General features: G+C 38.2%; 20 protein-coding genes and 1 rRNA gene. 9 read left to right on the forward strand and 12 right to left on the reverse strand.

Going from position 1 to position 20,355, the window contains the following annotated elements; genetic code table 11:
* Positions 1-69: 69 nt before the first annotated feature.
* The 3 genes from H5117_RS14845 to H5117_RS14855 are packed head-to-tail and all read left to right on the forward strand — an operon-like array spanning position 70 to position 5,314.
* A complete protein-coding gene (locus H5117_RS14845) occupies positions 70-2,790 on the forward strand; it encodes an ATP-binding protein (RefSeq protein WP_182738522.1) in 2,721 nt (906 codons plus the stop codon).
* The gene (locus H5117_RS14850; protein WP_182738524.1) at positions 2,780-4,168 is read left to right on the forward strand and encodes a carboxylesterase; all 1,389 of its coding nucleotides are present in this window, start codon (positions 2,780-2,782) and stop codon (positions 4,166-4,168) included. Before H5117_RS14845 ends, H5117_RS14850 begins: the two co-directional genes overlap by 11 nt.
* Before the next feature lie 6 nt (positions 4,169-4,174).
* Entirely contained in the window at positions 4,175-5,314 is a 1,140-nt protein-coding gene (locus H5117_RS14855) for a GNAT family N-acetyltransferase (RefSeq protein ID WP_182738526.1), read from the forward strand.
* Here the strand turns inward: H5117_RS14855 and H5117_RS14860 are convergent.
* Positions 5,291-5,881, reverse strand: coding sequence for a DUF938 domain-containing protein (locus H5117_RS14860; RefSeq protein WP_182738528.1), 591 nt, complete (start codon positions 5,879-5,881; stop codon positions 5,291-5,293). The genes H5117_RS14855 and H5117_RS14860 overlap by 24 nt on opposite strands.
* A 200-nt stretch (positions 5,882-6,081) precedes the next feature.
* On the opposite strand from H5117_RS14860, the gene H5117_RS14865 reads away from it, so the two are divergent.
* The 5 genes from H5117_RS14865 (at position 6,082) to H5117_RS14885 (ending at position 9,177) form a co-directional block, all read left to right on the forward strand.
* Positions 6,082-6,267, forward strand: coding sequence for a hypothetical protein (locus tag H5117_RS14865; RefSeq protein WP_010554833.1), 186 nt, complete (start codon positions 6,082-6,084; stop codon positions 6,265-6,267).
* A gap of 101 nt (positions 6,268-6,368) precedes the next feature.
* Positions 6,369-6,734 carry a hypothetical protein gene (locus H5117_RS14870; RefSeq protein WP_223231703.1) on the forward strand — a complete coding sequence of 122 codons (366 nt, stop codon included), beginning with the start codon at positions 6,369-6,371 and terminating at the stop codon, positions 6,732-6,734.
* 11 nt (positions 6,735-6,745) lie between these two features.
* On the forward strand, positions 6,746-8,122 hold the full coding sequence (locus H5117_RS14875; RefSeq protein WP_182696301.1) for an aspartate ammonia-lyase: 1,377 nt from the start codon (positions 6,746-6,748) through the stop codon (positions 8,120-8,122).
* Between the two features lie 109 nt (positions 8,123-8,231).
* Entirely contained in the window at positions 8,232-8,765 is a 534-nt protein-coding gene (locus tag H5117_RS14880) for a hypothetical protein (RefSeq protein ID WP_182738530.1), read from the forward strand.
* 10 nt (positions 8,766-8,775) lie between these two features.
* Positions 8,776-9,177: a hypothetical protein gene (locus H5117_RS14885; protein WP_024597425.1), complete on the forward strand. Its 402-nt coding sequence runs from the start codon at positions 8,776-8,778 to the stop codon at positions 9,175-9,177.
* A 29-nt stretch (positions 9,178-9,206) separates the two neighbouring features.
* Here the strand turns inward: H5117_RS14885 and H5117_RS14890 are convergent, their stop codons facing one another.
* The 8 genes from H5117_RS14890 to H5117_RS14925 all read right to left on the reverse strand — a co-directional run bounded on the left by H5117_RS14890 (position 9,207) and on the right by H5117_RS14925 (position 15,231).
* On the reverse strand, positions 9,207-9,392 hold the full coding sequence (locus H5117_RS14890) for a hypothetical protein (protein WP_024597424.1): 186 nt from the start codon (positions 9,390-9,392) through the stop codon (positions 9,207-9,209).
* 15 nt (positions 9,393-9,407) lie between these two features.
* Positions 9,408-9,728, reverse strand: coding sequence for a hypothetical protein (locus H5117_RS14895; protein WP_024597423.1), 321 nt, complete (start codon positions 9,726-9,728; stop codon positions 9,408-9,410).
* Positions 9,725-10,363 carry a DUF4178 domain-containing protein gene (locus H5117_RS14900; RefSeq protein ID WP_024597422.1) on the reverse strand — a complete coding sequence of 213 codons (639 nt, stop codon included), beginning with the start codon at positions 10,361-10,363 and terminating at the stop codon, positions 9,725-9,727. The genes H5117_RS14895 and H5117_RS14900 overlap by 4 nt, the downstream gene beginning before the upstream one ends.
* Positions 10,364-10,437: 74 nt before the next feature.
* The gene (locus tag H5117_RS14905; RefSeq protein WP_004335088.1) at positions 10,438-11,130 is read right to left on the reverse strand and encodes a PspA/IM30 family protein; all 693 of its coding nucleotides are present in this window, start codon (positions 11,128-11,130) and stop codon (positions 10,438-10,440) included.
* A gap of 24 nt (positions 11,131-11,154) precedes the next feature.
* Positions 11,155-11,568 (reverse strand): YjfI family protein, encoded by a 414-nt coding sequence (locus tag H5117_RS14910; protein WP_004335098.1) that lies wholly within the window; start codon positions 11,566-11,568, stop codon positions 11,155-11,157.
* Positions 11,569-11,647: 79 nt separating this feature from the next.
* A complete protein-coding gene (locus tag H5117_RS14915) occupies positions 11,648-13,369 on the reverse strand; it encodes a polyamine aminopropyltransferase (RefSeq protein ID WP_182738533.1) in 1,722 nt (573 codons plus the stop codon).
* Positions 13,370-13,372: 3 nt separating this feature from the next.
* Positions 13,373-14,272, reverse strand: coding sequence for a DUF350 domain-containing protein (locus tag H5117_RS14920; RefSeq protein ID WP_024597420.1), 900 nt, complete (start codon positions 14,270-14,272; stop codon positions 13,373-13,375).
* Between the two features lie 26 nt (positions 14,273-14,298).
* Positions 14,299-15,231: a CHAD domain-containing protein gene (locus tag H5117_RS14925; protein WP_182672490.1), complete on the reverse strand. Its 933-nt coding sequence runs from the start codon at positions 15,229-15,231 to the stop codon at positions 14,299-14,301.
* A gap of 259 nt (positions 15,232-15,490) precedes the next feature.
* Here H5117_RS14925 and H5117_RS14930 point away from each other — a divergent pair, with 259 nt between their 5' ends.
* Positions 15,491-17,584: an EAL domain-containing protein gene (locus H5117_RS14930; RefSeq protein ID WP_182738535.1), complete on the forward strand. Its 2,094-nt coding sequence runs from the start codon at positions 15,491-15,493 to the stop codon at positions 17,582-17,584.
* A 40-nt stretch (positions 17,585-17,624) separates the two neighbouring features.
* Here the strand turns inward: H5117_RS14930 and H5117_RS14935 are convergent, their stop codons facing one another.
* The 3 genes from H5117_RS14935 to rrf all read right to left on the reverse strand — a co-directional run.
* Complete coding sequence (locus H5117_RS14935; RefSeq protein ID WP_024597417.1) at positions 17,625-18,086, reverse strand: hypothetical protein; 462 nt, start codon at positions 18,084-18,086, stop codon at positions 17,625-17,627.
* Positions 18,086-19,279, reverse strand: a complete 1,194-nt coding sequence (locus H5117_RS14940) for a porin (protein ID WP_182738537.1) — start codon at positions 19,277-19,279, stop codon at positions 18,086-18,088. Before H5117_RS14940 ends, H5117_RS14935 begins: the two co-directional genes overlap by 1 nt.
* A 964-nt stretch (positions 19,280-20,243) precedes the next feature.
* Positions 20,244-20,355: ribosomal RNA gene (rrf, locus tag H5117_RS14945) — 5S ribosomal RNA — on the reverse strand; the annotation flags it as partial.

Raw genomic sequence — 20,355 nt, forward strand, 5'->3', positions numbered from 1 at the left:
TAACCAAAATAACTTACTGTTAGCTATACTGATATTTCAAAACGACAATAATAATTGCTTGGACCTTATGTGAAAAATTTTAACTCTAAAAATCATTCCATTATTTTTTACATCATGTTTGCCTTGGCATATTTTTTAGTCGGCATAGCACTCACTAAACTTGCTTTTAACTCGCAAATAATTCCAATTTGGTTACCTGCCGGCATAGCTTTAGTTGGCTGTTATATTTGGTGGTGGCGCTTTATCCCGCCTCTATTTGTAGCTGCAATTGCATTTAATCTAAATATTTTTGATAGTTCAGCTCATGAGCTAGTCCTGGTCGGTAACTCATTTAACGAGGCTATGTATATCGCCTTTGGTGTTGTTATACAGGCAATGGTCGGCGCAGCTCTTTTAAAGTATTGGCTTGGGCACCCGCTGCGCTTTAAAAAGCGCAAAAATATAATTTACTTTATCCTTGTCATAGCAATATTGGTCAGCTTAATTTCGGCTAACTTTGGCGTATTTGCCTTAAGCCAATTCAACTCGGTTTACAGTGTTGATAATCATTGGAAGAATGTTACTTACTGGTGGCTTGGTGATACATTAGGAGTATTAATTGCGACTCCGCTTTTACTTTCTTTATTACCACAAAAGTCTAATCAACATAATATATCGGCGTTTCCGACAATTGCAGTATGCTCTATTTTATTTTTATCAGTCGCGGTAACAACGCAGTTATACGATCAAGAAAATCGTATAAACACTATTAAAATTGCTGAACGTGAAGTCCATGTTATAGAAAACAGCCTTTATAGATATACAAATCGTAGTATTATTGCAGTGCAGAGCCTAGCAAGTCAGGTACAGTCATCTCCCATGCTAAGCCAGCAAGATTTTTATTCTTATGCTAGCCAGTTACTAACTCAGCACGCATTTATTAACGCCTTATCGTGGAACGCAAAAATACCTCAAGATCAACGCGACGTCTTTGCCCAAGAAATATCAAACATTTATCATTTAGATATTGATGTAGTTGGCGAACCTCTTGAAAGTAGCGATCCCCTTGTGATAGTAAAATACATAGCTCCTTTTAATGGTAATCAAAAAGCTATTGGCTTTAATGTATTTTCAAACCCTGATCGAAAAAGCTCTCTGCTTAACCCCGCTATAAAGTACATGCCAGTAGGAACTAAAATAATTCAGTTAGTGCAAACCAAACAACCTAAACCAGCCTATTTATTATTTGCCCCTGTGTACTCCCAGCATAGTGATGAAAAAACAATTAAAGGCTATGCCACTGGTGTATTTTTAGTGCGTAGTATTATTGAGCAGGCAATTTCTAAAGAACAGTCTGATATGTTTTCGATTGGTATATACGAAGATACAAACACTCCGCCGTTTTATAGTAATTACTCTCAAAATGTTCAGCAAGCTAAAGGCAGCCGCTTAATGTCGTTTGATGTGGACTTTGCAGGGCAAAAATGGATTGTAAAACTAGCCCTTAAAGAAAGCTTTTTAACACAACATAATAGTCAACTAACTTTATTATTACTCATACTTCAAGTTGCCGTATGTTCTTTAATTTTAATGGTTTTACTGCTGTTTAATCAGCAACAAATCGCACTTACACGTCAAGTTGCAGAGCGTACTCACTCACTCGCACAAGCAAAGAAGCAGTCCGATTTAGCTAATCAGGCTAAAAGCCAATTTTTAGCGAATATGAGCCACGAAATACGAACACCATTAAACGCCGTTATTGGTTTTTCTTCACTTGCTAGAGAAACAGACAATGCAAATACACTCATTGGCTATTTAGATAAAATAAACTCAGCATCTAAAAGCTTATTAAACTTAATTAATGACATTCTTGATATATCAAAAATAGAATCCCAAAAGTTAGTTATTGAATCTATTGCATTCGACTTAGGTGCTTTAATAACACGTATAAACAACATGTTTGAGCAAAGCGCAGTTAACAAAGGTATTAAATGGCAAGTTAATTCAAAGCTACCTGTTGATACCTGGTTTATTGGTGATCCTATGCGAATTGAGCAAATATTACTTAATTTATGTAGCAACGCGATTAAATTTACAAGCCAAGGCAGCGTTACTTTAAACATAGAAACAGAGTTTACCGCCGCCAATAAAGTACAGCTAGTTATAACCGTTAGTGATACCGGCATAGGTATAAAACCAAGCCAACATAAAAAATTATTTAACGCATTTACCCAAGCGGATAGTTCTACCTCAAGGCAGTTTGGTGGTACAGGCCTTGGCTTAACCATAGCGAAAGAGTTAAGCCAATTAATGGGGGCTGATATAACACTTAAAAGTGAAATAAATAAAGGCTCTACTTTTACATTTTCAATGCGATTAGAAACAACAGAACCTAAAAAAGAACATGTTATTACATTTGATAATACTAATATTACTTCGCTAGATATTTTGGTCGCAGAGGATAACCCAGTAAATCAAATGGTTATTAAAGCGATGCTTGGCTCGTTAGGAATTGTGCCGTATATAGTAGAAAATGGCGAACTGGCCGTTGATATAGTTAAAAAGCAGCATTTTGACTTAGTGCTTATGGATTGCCAAATGCCTGTAATGGATGGCTATAGAGCAACGGCACTGATCCGCCAGTTTAAAACTGAACAAGAGCTCCCGATTATTGCTTTAACTGCCGACGTTATGCCAGAGGATAAAGCACATGCACAAGCCGTTGGATTTAACCAGCACCTTGCAAAACCGCTTGAACTCATTAAGCTAACCGAGTGTCTTGTCCAATATGCAGAAGTTAATGAACAATAGTGGTTTAATTTTAAGAATAGTTTTAAGAGTCGCTTTTGGTTTTGTTTTAAGTGTTTTTTCGCATATTGCTGTCGCTCAAAACTGTATCTCGCAGGCGAGCGACTTTAAATTTATAACAAAAAGTAAGCAACAAGGCTTATTACGCTTTGAAAAAGAGCACAACCACCAGCGCTTTAATTACCACGCACTTTTACCATTTAACGATTACTTAGATTTTGCATATAAACATATAAATAAAACCAATCCACGTGCAGATATGCCATGCCCTGTTATTACACAAACGTACCAGCAATTAGTAACACAAGGTACGCGAAAACCTGACCCTACTATTGCAGATATTATTGCCCCTTTTGAGCTTACGCATCCAAACAGCAATAAAGTTGCACTACTAATTCACGGGCTAACTGACTCACCCTTTACGTATCACGATTTAGCACAAGTGTATTATCAACAAGGCTATACTGTGCGTACTATTTTATTACCAGGACATGGAAGCGCCGCAAGTGCATTACTCAATGTAGAGGTTAGCCAATGGCAACAGGCAATAAAATACGGTATTAAACGCTCGGTGCAAGACTTTGATGAGGTGATACTCGCAGGTTACTCTACCGGTGCAGCGTTACTTATTGATTACGCAACCAAGCACACTGTTTCACCCAAAATTAAAGCGCTTATGCTTTATTCGCCAGGCTCCGAGCCACATAATAAGTACGGCTGGATAGCAAAGTGGATTGATGACATACCCTTTGTTAATTGGATAGATAAAGACGCCGATGTAGACTTTGCTAAGTATGAATCATTTCCTTTAAATGCAGCTGCCGCGTCGTACGATGCAATGTCACTTGCAAGCGTAAGTAGCTTAAACAAACGCTCTGCACTTAAATTACCTATTTTTAGTGTACTTAGCGATATTGATACCACGATAGATACGCGTGCCACGCTAAAATTATTAAGTGCGTTACACAAAGATAATTCAGTAAAATATAAGCCGCTCGATACTTTAGTACTTTATGGAAGCACTGATATTTTACCGCCAGACTTTGCTAGTGACTACACAGTAAATAACCCGCAATGCACATCGCCTCAGTGTAAAAAAGTTCATGGTATGTCGCATATTGCTATTGTTAACTCACCGCAAAATCCACATTATGGGATTAACGCAACCTATCGTAATTGTGGCAGCTTTATTAACGACGAGTCCCTGTACAAAACATGTAAAACAACAAAAAATCCACAACTAGGAGAGCGTACAAGCGCCAACTTAAAACACTATCCGGCTTTACAACGCTTAACTTATAATCCTCATTTTACCGATCTTAAAAAGCAAATTAGTACGTTTATTAAAAACGTAGAACAGCTTAGAACAACTACAAGGTAAGTAGTCATGGGAACGTTTTCGCACCAATGGTTTAGCAGTATTAATGAGATTGATCAGGCGCAGTGGCAACGTTTATTTGGTGATGAACCATTTACTCAACATGCTTTTTTATATGCCCTTGAACAAAGCCAATGCGTAACACAAAAAAGCGGTTGGCAGCCCCATCACCTCGCTATTTTTGAAGATGATACGCTCATTGCGCTTGCACCTGGGTATTTAAAAAGTCATTCATACGGCGAGTACGTATTTGACTGGGCATGGGCTGAGGCATACGAAAAACACGGTTTAGAATATTATCCCAAATGGCTATCTGGCATTCCCTTTAGCCCTATTGAAGGCAAGCGTATTGCTATCGAGCACGCTAACCCTAATGCGGTGTATCAGTACATTACAGAGCAACTTAGCGTACACAGTGCTGAGCAAAGGTGGTCGGGTTGGCATGTTAATTTTTGCGACCAAGTCCAAGCAACATCATTAACTGAGCAACATGCCATGCTAAGAGTAGGTGTGCAATTTCAGTGGTTTAATAAAGGTTTTGAAACCTTTGACGATTTTTTGCAAATACTTAACTCACGAAAACGTAAGTCACTTAAAAAAGAGCGAGCTAAAATAGCGCAACAAAATATTGATATTGAATGGCTGCAAGGAACGCAAATTACGCCCGAGATAATGCAATTGTTTTGTGAGTTTTATCAGCGTACCTACTTAAAGCGATCTGGTCATTTGGGCTATTTAAATATGGAGTTTTTTACGCTTTTACATGCATTAATGGCTAATAACCTCGTTATTATGCTGGCCAAAAAAGACGATAACGTGATTGCTGCAACACTTAGTTTAGTAGGTAAAAATACACTTTATGGGCGCTACTGGGGAGCAAGTGAGGAAGTAGATTCGCTTCACTTTGAGTTGTGCTATTACCAAGGTATTGAGTTTGCAATAAAGCATAAACTCAGCTGCTTTCATTCGGGAGCACAAGGTGAGCACAAAATAGCACGCGGATTTGAACCCGTACTTACCTACTCTGCTCACCATATTGTTGATAGCGATTTCAGTAATGCAATAAGCGACTACTTAAAGCGTGAACGCGGCCATATTGATATATATAAAGAGCAATGTAGCTCATTACTGCCGTTTAAAAACGAGTAACTGATTATTTGCAGGCATGGCAGTATCGCTAATAAGCGTAAGCCCTGCTTGCTTAGCTAGTTGTCCAACTGCTTCAAAATCTCTTATTCCACTTAACGGATCGCGCTCTGTTAAAAAGGCACTAAAGTCATCATTACTTGGGCTGGTAAATTCACCTTGGTACTTAAATGGTCCGTAAATACACAACATACCGTCGCTATTTAAGTGACGTTTAACACCGTCAAAAAAACGTTCAACTAATTGCCAACTTACAATATGAAATGTGTTTGCAGTATAAATAGCGTCAACCTTATCTACAGGCCATTCATTATTTAAATCAAGCTCAAGTGGTGCATGTAGATTAGTTAAATTAGCTTCGCGGTGCCATAAATTAATCCCTTCGTGGTTTATAGCGCGATCACTTGTATGCCATTGTAAATGTGGTAATTGCTCTGCAAAAAACACACTATGTTGGCCTGTTCCTGATCCGACTTCGAGGACTGTTTTAGTATTTTTTAATACGTCCTTTAATTGCTCTAAAATAGAGGTTTTATTGTTTTCACAGGCTTGTGAAAATGGCTTTGTCATTACTGTGCACCAAAATTGTAGATTAATGCACAACAGTAAAGCAAATTTAGCTTATTTTGTCGTGATGAAAAAAAGCTAATTTTTAAATACTATAACTATCATATGGTTGAGCTGGTTCATTATGGTTGGTACGTAATATGCTTTTATATTGTTAACCCACTAAAGGGTTTAACTTATATTAAATTTCAAAGGATAAAATTATGCATATACCCCCTTATACCGCTGTAGACGCGGCCATTGCTATAACCGAAAAAACCACCGACGATCATAGTTACGCCGTTGATATGAGAGCTACAGTAATCGATTTACTTTCGCACCCTAAACATAATCAACAGGCGATGACCAAACATGAAACAGATCAGATATTTATTCTTGGCTACAATTAATACTCAAATTAGTATCGCAAATAATTTTTATAATAACTGTTTACACTGAAACCGATTAAATGTAATGATAACTATTATCGTTAACTTGAGTCGGTTTTTTTATGTCTTCAAATTATGCCCAGCATCGTTACCATCAAGAACTCTCTTGTCATTGCTTAAGACCTGGCCTGCATGCACCCATGCTCGTTGCCGATTACATAGAAACCGCCCTTAACGTCGCCAAAAAATTTGAGCAACAACATAATCCCTTGCTTCAAGAGTTTTATCTTAGGCGCACACACCATGAAATTATGAACAAAATGTGCGACCCTCTTATACATAATGCTATTCGTAAACAATGTTTAGAGCAGCTATACAAACCATTATTAGCATTAAAACGGTTTTATAAGGTGCATAACAATACTGCACAATTTTTAATACTTGAGCGTGAAGCTCGTATTCTTAGTCACGAATTCAACCCTTTTTAAGGAGCACACTTATGAGCAACTTTAGAACAGAATCAGACAGCATGGGCGAGCTACAAGTACCTACTGATGCGCTCTATCAGGCGCAAACACAACGAGCAGTTAATAACTTTGCCATTAGTGGCTTATCTATGCCAAAGCAATTTATCACTGCACTGGCTTATATAAAACAAGCTGCTGCGCAAAGTAACTGCGAGCTTGGCCATTTAAGTAAAGACAAAGCAAATGCTATTGAGCAAGCTTGTCAAAGTATTATTGATGGCGAGCACGTTGAGCATTTCCCCGTTGATATTTTTCAAACCGGTTCGGGCACAAGCTCAAATATGAATGCCAACGAAGTTATTGCAACGCTTGCTAGCCGATTAGGCAGTGAAAGCATTCACCCTAATGATGATGTAAACATGGGGCAAAGCTCTAACGATGTAGTCCCTACTGCTATCGCACTCAGTAGCGCAATAAATGTAGTGTATGAATTACTTCCTTCGCTTGAAAACTTATCGCAAAGCCTAGAAAAGAAAAAAGCTGAGATAGGCCATATAGTTAAAACGGGCCGTACGCATTTAATGGATGCAATGCCTGTTACATTTGATCAAACACTAAGTGCATGGCAGTCACAAGTTAACCATGCCGCAGCAGGAATTAGACATAGCTTAGAGCGTGTATGCGAACTGGCACAAGGCGGTACAGCTGTTGGAACAGGAATAAATGCAGACCCTAAGTTTGCAGCCAAATTTGCAGAAAACCTGAGTGCCAATGTAGGCATTAGATTTACGCCTAGTAGTAACTTTTTTTATAACATCGGCTCACAAGACGCCATAGTAGCGCTTTCGGGGCAATTAAAAGTACTCGCTGTAGCACAAATGAAAATAGCGAATGACCTACGCTGGATGAACTCAGGACCACTTGCGGGCTTAGGCGAAATAGAGCTAGAAGCACTTCAACCAGGCTCGTCTATTATGCCTGGCAAGGTAAATCCGGTAATACCAGAAGCCGCAGCCATGGTAAGCGCACAAGTAATCGGTAACGACGCGACCATTACAGTAGCAGGCCAAGCGGGTAATTTTGAGCTAAACGTTATGCTGCCAGTCATTGCGTATAATATTTTGCAAAGCATAGAATTACTTGCCAATAGCGCACAAGCATTGGGCGATAAAGCCATTGCCAGCTTTAAAGTAAATAAGCCTAATATAGATAAAGCACTCGCTAAAAATCCAATTTTAGTGACTGCGCTCAATCCGGTGATCGGTTATGAAAAAGCAGCAAAAATAGCAAAGCAGGCTTATAAGGAAGCCCGCCCTATTATTGATGTAGCCGAACAAGAAACCGATTTACCACGCAGTGAACTCGAAAAGCTACTTAATCCCACCAAACTAACGCAGGGGGGACTTTAATAAACGATATTTTTCACGGCTTTAATTACTTGATAATATAGTTTTTATTGCCGTAAAAAATGCACCGTGTATGATAGTGATGAATATTTCATCACTATCAAGGTTTGTTATGCGTACCCCATTGTTAGCCATACTTTTACCACTTTGTTTAACTGCATGCTTAGATAAAACGCCAACTGAAACGCAGCAAGTAACAATAACCTCAGAAACTGAAGCGCCAAAGCAAGAGCTGCAAAAGCTAAAAGAAAACATTCAATTACAAGAAAATACAAAAAATAATGTAATTGCTGAAAGCGTTTCAATAAACGATTTAAAAAACGTTTCAATAGACGATATAAAAACAGCTAAAGCCGAATTAAATACGCTAATTACAGATACGCAATGTGATACCAGCACTCAATGCAGAATAAGTGCAGTAGGCAGTCGCGCATGTGGTGGGCCAAGCAGCTTTATTGTGTACTCAACAAAATCAGCGTCTGAAAAACAAGTAGCAGCCCTTAGCGATAAAATTACTAAGCTTGAAAGTAACTATAATTCACAAAAAGGGATGATGAGCATTTGTCAGCATTTAACAACGCCAAGCACGCAGTGTGTTGAAAATAAATGTGTTAAACTTGAAGGTTCAGCGGTAAGTGCATTTTAAGGATAACGTTATGAGTTGTTTACCATCGGCAATTAAACTATCAATTTTAAGCATTGCTAGCAGCATTTTACTACTAAGTGGTTGTGCTAGTACTGTGACGTCAAATGAGCAAAGTAAAAACTTATCTGACTTAAACTATGATCTGAATAACATGGTGAGTAATAACAGCTGCACTGCAAGCTTTCAGTGCAAAGTACTTGAAGTGGGCGCCCGCGCATGCGGCGGACCGAGTAAGTATGCTGTTTATTCAACGCTGAACACATCTCAAGAAGAAGCAGAACAGCTTGCTCAACAAATAACAAAACAAGAAAAAATACAAAATAAAGCACAAGGCTTAACCGATTGTTCACCAGTACTTGAAGTGCAATCGCTGTGTATTAATCACCAATGCCAGTCGTTTGATATAAAATAAAAACGGTCGCGTATAAGCTAATTTCAGCGTTAACCTAAATACGGAATTAACGCTGAAATTACAACAACCAGCACTACGCAAATACCCGCTTTTATAATGTACTTCATGGGCATTGTTTTAAGCACCCAATATGCATAAATAAAGCGTACAAAATAACTCGCCGCAGTACCAAACAACGCAAAAATAAGTAGATAAGCAATTAGAGTAATATTCATAATAATCTAGTGCAACTACTTAGTTTTTTTAGTGTGAGCAATTAGTAAGTCAGCTACTTGTTGTTTTACGGCTCGCTTATCATCACTTGGGACATCGAAGCGACTGGCTAGTTGCGCAATCTCATCATCATTTAAATTAAACGATAAACGTTGACGCGTTTTTTTAGACTTTACATCTAAGCCAAGTATTTTACGGATCATATCTGACGGCGTTAACTCTTGGTCAATAGCTTGCTTTTTTATCAGTTTTTGAACTTCACTGCTTAGATCAAATGCCATTTGTGTGGCACGTACAGCTTGTTCCTGACGCAACCACTTGTCTTTAGCATCACTCACTTAGCATCTCCGGGAAACAAGTCTACAATATCAGACATTGGACGCATGAGCGTTAGCGATACTTCGGTTTCGCCGCCATCCCAAATTTCGATATTTAAACCAAAGCCTTCATTATCTGATGCTAAACAAATCATTTCGCATGGTTCACCACCTTCTTGCTCATAGCGAGGCAATGTTTGGTTGCGGTAATCTTTATTATGGAAATAACACACATAAGGCGACTCGCTTTGTTGATAACTTTTAGCTAAAAACTGCATAAAGCGCTCTGGTGTATTTTGCACTGTAATGTGGGTTAACGACTCTTCATCAAAAATACGCGCAAACTCATCAAGGCCAAATATCTCTTCAACTTCGTTGCGCTGAATTTTAATAGAAAAGTTAGCCCACTCTTCGCCGTCATCTTGCTCAATTTGTAAAAATACAACTTGGCCGCTATTTGTCTCAAGTACAAATTCAGTATCGCTGCTGTGCTGATATTGGTAAGTCTGAATATCAGTAACACGTAGCGTTTCACCTTTTAACCATGCCGGATAAGCAAATGAGTCGATAACGCTAAACATGTCGCCTTTTTTAAGCTCGCTCGGATGATTAAGCTGACGCTCTGGCTCTTTTTTAGATTTGAAAAAATTAAACATAGGAAGGCTGCCTTCTAAGCAAAAAAGGTAACTGAGCAAAACTCGGTTACCTTTTTAAAGTATAAACGTAATGGTTAGCTATTTTGCTTCGCTTTGATGCGAGCTAAAATATCAGCACTTTTTGGACTTGTGTCGCCAATGCCTGCTTCAGCCATTTTTGCTTTTAAGTCATCGCCATTTACGTCTGACTCAAGTTGCTTTGCAGCACCTAGCTGGTCGCTACGATCTTGTTGACGCTGTTTAATACGTTCAAGCGATTGACGAGCCGATGTCATAGACGAGCTGTTTGTATTAAGCGTGCTGTTAACAGCCATTGTTGCTTGCTGTACGCTTTCAGTGGTTTTAACCATTGTAAGCTGGCGTTGATTCTCTTTAATCGATTTTTCAGCATCTTTAACTTGCTGCTTAAGCGCAACAATATGGTTACTAAAGCCAGATAATACTTGCTCGTTTTCGGCTTTTTCAGCTTCAAAGTCACCAATTTTTTCTGCAATTTCTAATGCTAACGCTTCGTTGCCCTTTTCAAGAGCTTGGCCTGCATACGCTTCGTGTTCCGCGATTGATGCATCTACAGCGCTAATTTTACGCTTAGTTTGCATTTCTTTAGCCATTACTTCTGTAAGGCTTTTTTTAGCGCGGTGAAGTGCATTTTGCGCGTCTGCAATTTCTTGCTCAAAAATACGGATGCCATTTTTGTCTACAATTGCTTCGCCTGCTTCACGAGCGCCGCCACGTACTGCTGTAAATAATTTTTTTAAAATACTCATAATCTTAACTCCACTAACTGGCTATTAATCGTTTAAATACAAGGTCACGGCTTCTAGTGCATCGATAGCGTTATCGGCTAATGTCACTAGTTCGTGGGTAACGTCATCTAATGATGAATTTACCGACAGTGCACCAAAAATCGCGTATTTGTTATCGATTTTAGCAAATGCACTCAGTGGAATTGGCACGTTTAAACGTAGTAATGTTTCGTTTAACTCGTTGCGTAATTCACTCTTAACTTCATCTTCGTCAAACAAGTAGCTAATACATAACAACTGCTCTTGCGTTTGTGTAACAAAAATTGGAAGTTCATCATTTCCATCAACAATGACTTGTAAAACATCTTGCTCGCCAGGGTTGGCAATCAAGAAAGACTCAAAGTTAGCGCCTTCAGTTTCAAAAGAAGCTAATTTTATTGAAAGTTCATTTAATTCCATGTCTCTGCCTTTTGTCGTTTGACATATTATGTCTGAGTTAAGATTCTCACGGCCGACATATTATGTCAACCATGTTTTGTTAGTTTTTATACAATTCGCTTTCTATTTGCCATGCAGTTCGGTAGTAATCATACAACTGACCAGATCCTAACCTATTGACCTCAATACTTTTAACTTGTTCAAAGTAGTGGTTAGGAAATACAAAGCTTGCCAATAAATATTCTCTACTAATCCACCTTGATGGCACAGGCATAGCCGTCGCATCATTAATACGGCCAGTGGCCGACTGACCCATTTTAGTGGCTATAGTCCAGCCCCACTGCCCAAACGAAGGTATGTTTTGCTGATACTGCTCAACATAGCCAAACCCTGCGGCTTTAACTGTTTTAGCAATGCTTAAAAACGCTTTTTTAGCGTGGTAAGGTGAAGTTGATTGAACCGCCATTGCGCCATCGGGTGCTAATAACTGACGTACATGATTATAAAAGTAGTCACTGTACATTTTATTTAGATCAGGGTGATTTGGGTCCGGTAAATCAATTAAGATAGTGTCGAACTGCTTAGATTGATCAAGCAGCTTTTCAACTTCTAAAAATGCATCACCCACAATTATGTTGGCTCGCGAGTCTTGCATCGATTTATTGTTTAGCTGTAGTAATCGCTTATTGATGTGCTCTGGGGGCGTAAAGTCACCGTCTTTATGGCCAAATAAATTGAGAAGCTGCGCGTCTAAATCTATTAGCGTTACTTCGCTTACAGGCCATTTTAAAACATCTCTAAGTGCAAGCCCGTCACCACCACCAATTATTAATACACGGTCGTGTCTGTTAGAGGCAAGCATTGCAGGGTAAACCAGCATTGAATGATATATTTGTTCATCAATACTTGAGAACTGCAAACGCCCATTTAAATATAAATCGGTGATTGGCTGAGGTTGGTTTTTGCTTAACCTTTCGGTTAAAACTACGTGCTGGTATTTGGTTGCTTGCGAATAAATTACTTTATCTTTGTATAAAACATTACTTAGATTGTTCATCCAGCTACTGCCAAATACTAAAATAAAGCCAAACAATGCCAGCAGTACTATATGGCAAACTAAAAGTGCCTTAGCAAAGCGTACATGGGCATGGTAACGCCATAAAAAAGCGAGTCCTGCGATGATATTAAATAACGCCGTCCACGCCGCAGCTTGCATTATAGGCATTGAGAGCATGATACTTACCCAAATGGCTGCACCAATACCAGCACCAATATAATCGGCACCATAAATAGTCCCTGCGTTGTTTTCTAAAAAACGACCATAAACATGCTGACGAATACGCGCTATAAGCGGTATTTCCATACCAATAAATAAACCCAGTATCAAACCAAAAACATAAGGTAGAAAACGTGACCACTCTTGTAGCTTTTGAAATACGTAACCATTAAGTACAACGTCTGGGGGTAAGTTAAAAATGCTCGAAAATAAATGAGGAAGAGAATAACTTACAGCTATTACACCCGCTATCGCTAAAATGCAGCCCATGCCAACCAAAGCAATAATGCTTTCTAGCCAAGCAAAAGCGGTAAATGCATCTTTAAACCAGCGCGCTAAAAAAGCGCCTAAGCCCATTGCTACAATCATAGTACCGATCATGGCGTAAATAGCGCTTTCTACTGAGCCAAGTACACGGCCCGCATAATGAGACAGTAAGTATTCATAAATAAGGCCGCACCCAGCAAGCACGGCCATAACAGTAATTAGTAATATATCGTGCCCAAGTAAGCGAGACTTACTTGGGGGAGTGTTGGTTGATGACACTGATTATGCGCCTAGTAAGGTTGCCATAGTGATACCTACAGCAAATGATACTGCTGCAGAAATAGCTGCTACACCTACATTTTTTTGACGATTAACTTCATCGGAAATATCGCAACCAGATAAAATTATTTTAATTGTCACTAAGTGCAAAATAATAAATGCGACAAGGCTCACTACAGCGCTAATAGCCCAGTATAGTAAACTCGCATTAATGTTATCAGCAGCATATGGCGCAACACCCGTTGCAGCTGTAATAGCTAATGCACTACCTATTAAAAATCCAGCGTAACGAATACCCACAGCTAAGTTACCATCAACAATTGCTTGTTGTAGGCAGTCGCCACTTTTGTTTGTACGCTTAAATAACTGCACTCGGTATTGGCTAACAAGTAGTAATACAACACTACCTATAATAAAGGCAGCAATTACAATTGGAAGACCATGCCAGCCATCAGTAGCCACCCATAAAAGTGCTGAGCGAATAACTATTGCAACGCTAACAACATGACCAAAATCAATTATTGAAGCTGTAACGTTACCTTTAACTATTTCGTCGTGCAGGCTTACTTTACGAAGCGCTACTTTATCTTGAAAAAAGTGACCCAACTTAATAAGTACAATTGCTAATGCGCCGTAAGCTAACATTTGCAGTGCTTCTTGTTGCAATGTTGCAGCAAAAGCACCACTACTTACACCTGTTAATACAATCGCCAGTGCCACTAAACCAGCGGCAAAGCTAATACCAAAAGCAAAGTTATCACGCTCTGTTATTTCATCATTTGCGTGTAAGTTTGAAACCCAGCCTTTTATATATTTAAGGCTTACAAATAATAAAACAATAATTGCAAAATCAATCGCCAATGCTTGTAGCGACCACATAGTTATTCCATTAAATTCATACATATTATTCTAACTCCAACTTTATTCTTTTACTTACCACGGCTCACGCCACGAGAGGTTCTGCTACCGCTATCACGCACCGATCCTGAGCTATTGCTATAACTGCTAGAACGAGAATAACTACTGCGGCTTTTTGGTGGCGTATAACTACTACGGCTTAAACCGGATGCACCTGTTTTTTTACTCGCATAAGGGCTTGTAAACTGCTTACCTTGGCGTTGGTATGTTTGGCGCGTGCGTGTTTCTAGCGCGCTTTGGGTTTTAATTTGTTTAGGGCTTGAATAACGCGAACGGCCATAGTCATTGTAATAACTATACTTTCGGCGTTTGCTCCAACTTCCATATTCAACACGGTCAAATACATCGCCTAAAATACGGTACATGCCGTACCATTGCCAAAAGCTAATACCATTACTATTTGTTTGCCAGTTACCATAGTTAGGGTTACCTACCATTTGGTTACCAACACCCTCACCTTCAGCTTGCTTACTAATTGCGCCTACACGCGCTAAAGTGCCTTTGGACATATCAGCTAGCATATTAATAGGATCGGTTAACGCATCAGAAAATAGCGTAGGTTTAGACGCATCACGCAACAAATCAATGCTATGCAACGTATCTTCGTAAGGAGGAATTAAGTAAGTTCCTTTAATATCTTTAAGTCGCTGTGTTAAACCACTATAAAGTGCACCTTGGCGCGTTGCATCAAGGGTAATTACATCAACAACTTTTGTAAGCTCTGGTTGTTGTTTTTTAAGGAGCTCGCCATATTCTTTAAGTAATACAGCATTGCGCACATTCCCATTATCAAGCGCAGTACCAAGCTGTGACAGCTCTGTATCTGCTTTTTTAATAGACTCTTGAATTGTTTGTTGCAGCTGCTCTTCTTTAGATTGACAACCCATAAGCACTGCGAACAAACAAAACAGGCTTATAAGTTTCCAAGCTTTAATATTCGACATTCATGTCACCTGATTTACTAAATTAACTTAGGTAGTTTTACACAGGTCACTTATTAAACCAAGAATGAAATTGCAACAAAGTAAGTCAGTACAAAATTAAATAAACAGCTATATTTAGTATATGAATTTAAAAGCATTCTCAATGTTAAGCTTTTAGTGCTACAAAGGGCGTAGTAAGTAACTTTTTTGTAATTATGGATTGCCTGATTACACAATAATAACTAAAACATAATTAAATGATGGTTAAGGGTTAGATTTGATGCTTCATAGTATTCGATATAAATTTATTATAATAACAACGGTTTTAATTATATTTAGCGCAAATTTAGTTTTTTTCCTCGCAATTAATGAACACGAAGATTTATATCGCCAATCTGTTAAACAAAACTTAGATGCAATGTCTTCAAATATTTCCGATAGCTTATTACGTGTTATGTCTGAGCAAGTTGATTTGTTCTCTATAACCACCGAATTGCTCGGTTTTGATCGATATGAACACATTAAGTTTGTTAATGTATTTGACGCTGACTGGCAATTAATCCAATCGTATGTCCACCCTAACTATTTAGAGCTTGAGAGCTTTAAGCCTGAACTTATAAGTATTCAACCAAAAAATTTACCTTATGCGGTTACAATAACCAATGAAGGACTAGTGGCCTTAAAGGCAATTGGGGAGGAGCAGTTTCCTATTGGATATTTGCTCATTGTGCAAGACTTTAAAAAGCCACTGAATGAAAGTAAAATTAGCCTTTTTTATAGTGCAGCTCCATTTGTTGTTTTAATTATTGCACTCACCATTATTATTTCATTTTGGATATATCAGCGTTTATTAAGCCCACTTTTAGCGCTCTCGAAGTTCACACAGAAAGTTGAAAAATCAACAAATTATAAGCTTCAATACCAAGTCACTGGTCATGATGAAGTATCTCAACTTGGTAACGACATTAATGCATTACTACAAACAATTGACTCCCAAGTTCAAACCAATCATAAACATACCGCACAACTTTTAGTACAAACGCATTCAATGGAGCGCCTCGCCAACTACGATATATTAACAGGTTTACCTAATCGCATGTTTTTTATGGACCTACTCAAACTCGAGCTGGCTAGTAGTAAAAGTAACGATCAAGACGTTGCGATTATGTTCTTTGATGTTGATAGTTTTAAAGGCGTTAACGACACCCTAGGCCATGAAACCGGAGATATGCTTTTACAAGCTGTGGCTAAAAAAGTGAAAAGTTATCTGCGTAGTAACGACATAATTGCACGCCTAGGCGGTGATGAGTTTTTAATTATGCTACCTAATATCACTGAGCAATCTATTGTTATAGATATTGCCGAAAGTATCATTGAGGGTATGAAAGAGCCATTCACTATAAATGAGTGGGACGTACCAGCGGGTATTAGTATTGGTATTGCAAGTGCCAAAGAAGCTGAATTTGATATAAATACATTTATCAGTAATGCCGATATTGCAATGTACACATCAAAAGAAAAAGGCAAAGGCGCATATACAATATTCCACCATAAAATGCTTGAAGATAACAAACGAAAAGCGCAAGTCGCTAACTTAATATCTCACGCAATAGCGCAAAATGAATTTGAGTTATTTTATCAGCTTAAAATGTCGAATACAGGCGAAGCTCAAGGCTTAGAAGCCTTAATAAGATGGCAAAGCAAAGAGCTAGGCTTTGTTTCTCCTGGTGAGTTTATACCTATAGCGGAACAAGCAGGTAAAATAAAAGCGATTACCCAATGGGTGATCACACAAGTATTTAAAGATGTGCAAATGCTAAAACAACTTATGGGGAATAATGTACTCGTCTCAATGAATCTTTCAAGCCATGACTTAAAAGATCATAACTTCATTCATACTGTAAAAAGTAAACTACTTGAACATAGCGTCGATATTTCAAATGTTCAGTTTGAAATAACAGAATCAAGCTATTTAGAAAATTTTGAAAACGCGAATCAATTTTTTAATCAAGTTAAAGTTATGGGAGGCTCAATTGCATTAGATGACTTTGGCACAGGTTACTCTTCATTGAGTTACCTTACTAAAATTGAAATTGATACATTAAAAATAGATCGAATGTTTGTAAATCAATATGCAAGCTCAGCAAAAGACACTGCAGTATTACAAGCAATACTCGATTTAGGCCAACGCCTTGGTTTAAAAATATGTAGCGAAGGAATTGAAACAACCGACCAAGCTAACTACCTAGTATCAAATGGTAGTGATGAAATGCAGGGCTATTACTTTGCAAAACCAGTGTGCATTGCACAACTACCACACGCAATTGAACGAGCGAAAATATTATTTAAAGAACTAACAATAACTTCAAAATAACTCAGTGCAATTGATTTTTTACTAAGCAAACGGCTTACTTTTAATTTAGTGCAATTATGGTGAGCTCTTTAGGTATAGTAATTCCTGCTGGGAGGTAAGCTACTGAGTCTTCAACGGTTAGTAAGTACTCTATAACCTCTTCTGTAGACTCAAATTCGACAGGGGGCTTGCTGCGCCCCGTGAATCGCATTTGGGCCCAATAAGCTTGTATTCTAGATTCAGTAAGACCTACCATCCTAGTGTTAAAATTTATTCTAAGCGGATTGCCGACAAATAGGTTAACTGCTTTAAATTGTCTGCTCATAGCTCCGCCCATATAAATATGGCGAATTTGTTGCTTACTAAAAGATAAGTTTTTATCTGTGGTATTTACTACAATAATGACGTTCGAGGGGTTTGTATTTTCTGCATAAACTGAAATGCTAAAACCAAATAGGCTACTAGCGACTACAAAGAGCATCATTATTTTTTTAATGTTATTAATAGGTTTAAAAAATATCATTAAAACACCCAATCCAAACCAATAAGATAAAGATTAGTTTTTTTATCAAAATCAGAGTCATCAGGAGTAACGAAAAACGAGTCTTTTACATCGTCACCTTCTAGGGTTGAAAACTCAGCTTTTAAGGCAAGGTTTGGCAGCACATCCCAGCGTACACCAACCGTCCAACTCTTAATTGAATCAGGCGTAGATTCATCAAAAATACGATTGTACCCATATGCAAGTTGATCTAAGTCGCTATTAATACCTAACGGAATTTCATTTTCAGCAGAACGAGTTTCTACGTCGCTATCTGCAAATGTTAAGTGGTAAGTAAAAGGAGCATGATTAACACCGGTAGTTAAATAATAGCTTTGAATTATAGGCACTATCCCCAAATCAGTTTTAATGCGGACCCATTCACCTCTAAAAAAATAATCTAAATTGTCGTAAATTACGCCAAATTGATTTGCATGTGCTCTACCTTTTGTTTTTACCGAGCTGGCGCTTTTTGTAAAATTAAGGCTATTAAGCACATTTTCTAGCTGTCTTATCTCATCAATATCAAGCTTGATATTCCCATTATAACGGGAAACTCTAAATTCTAAGTTTTCAATATTAATCTTACCAATGAACCCTAAAAGATTATCAACTTCAAAGCCCGTTCTTAAGGCGCCAATCCCTATATCACCCGACTCTTCACCATAGTAACCTTCAAAGCTCAAATCAAAGTTTTCTGCACCAAATTTATAAACAGCATCTATGCCATTAAACGTTTTAAATAAATAAGTATCATAAACTTGTTGAGGTGGATTGATCCATGGGTACGCAAAACCAACATCCGAAAAGTCACTCATGGTAAAAAAAGGTGTGCGTAACTTTCCGAGTTTTATTTGAATATTATCTGTCGGTCTATATGTTAAATATAACCACTCTAACCCTGAGTTATCGGAAGCTGTTGTGTTATTGCTTCTTAACAAAAATTGAGCTGTTGCAGACCACTTATCATCAAACTGATACTCGCCTTGGAATCCAATTAAACTAGATGGAGAAAATTTAAGACTGTCTTCATATCCCTTATATTCGACATTTTTTTCGTCTAAGTAGCCACCAATAACTCGAGCATAACCAGAAAATTCAAACTCATTAGAAAAAGCAGAAAAATGAGTAAGCATAGTGGTAAAAAGTAAGCACCAAGATATTTTATATCGCATCAGAGAAAATTAAATCCTTTGTTGAATTATGCAAAATACAGTGAAGATTAATTATGCTAACGATGAAATAACTCACCTGTTCGGATAATCAATTATTTAATTATTTTAAGTAGCGCATTTTACCGCTATCTAAGCTTAGCTAGCAAAGTCATAACTAGGATTAATCATTATAGTCAATGAATTACATGTTGGAACAATATATGTGTTCTATAAAAACATTAAGCATCTAGGTAATACTATTTACATGGAAAAGCACCTCACCCCTCTTGAATATTACTGAGATAGAGCTTAATTATACTTATATAGATACTTATCAACTAAGTAGGAGATAAAACAGATTCTTAATTCATGTCGTTCACTAGGATTGAGTGTTTAATGTGGGTGTTTGATAAAGCGTAATTGATTTAATTATAATCCGATATATGAAAAACCCACCCAAACTTTACTTTTTTGCAGACGTAAAAAAGCCCGAATCGTTAAATCCCGGCTTTCTACAATGTGAAGCCTCCGTAATGTCACGATACCTACAGCGGTGGAGAGTCACGTAGCAAATGCTACTGTATTGGCCGACTGAGATATTGAGGGGTTTTGTTGTGATTTTAACGGCGGGAGTCGCTATGCTCGCCCGACCTACGTGATAGGTTTTGATGTGAAAGTGTGTTAATTGTGCGCATTTCACTTTTCTGCAGACGTAAAAAAGCCCGAATCGTTAGATTCGGGCTTTCTAGAATTTGAAGCTTGGAAATGTCGTGGTGCCCACAGCGGTGGAGAGTCACGTAGCAAATGCTACTCTATTGGCCGACTGAGTTATTGAGGGGTTTTGTTGTGATTTTAACGTCGAGAGTCGCTACGCCCGATCTACGTGCTAGGTGTTGATGTGAGTGTGTATTAATTGCGCACATTTCACTTTTCTTCAGACGTAAAAAAGCCCGAATCGTTAGATTCGGGCTTTCTACAATTTGAAGCCTGGTAATGTCCTACTTTCACATAGCAAATGCTACACTATCATCGGCGCTGTTTCGTTTCACTACTGAGTTCGGCATGGAGTCAGGTGGGTCCAAAACGCTATTGTCACC

Origin of the sequence: Pseudoalteromonas sp. SG45-1 (assembly GCF_014164135.1) — a bacterium.
In the GTDB taxonomy this organism is placed as follows: domain Bacteria; phylum Pseudomonadota; class Gammaproteobacteria; order Enterobacterales; family Alteromonadaceae; genus Pseudoalteromonas; species Pseudoalteromonas distincta.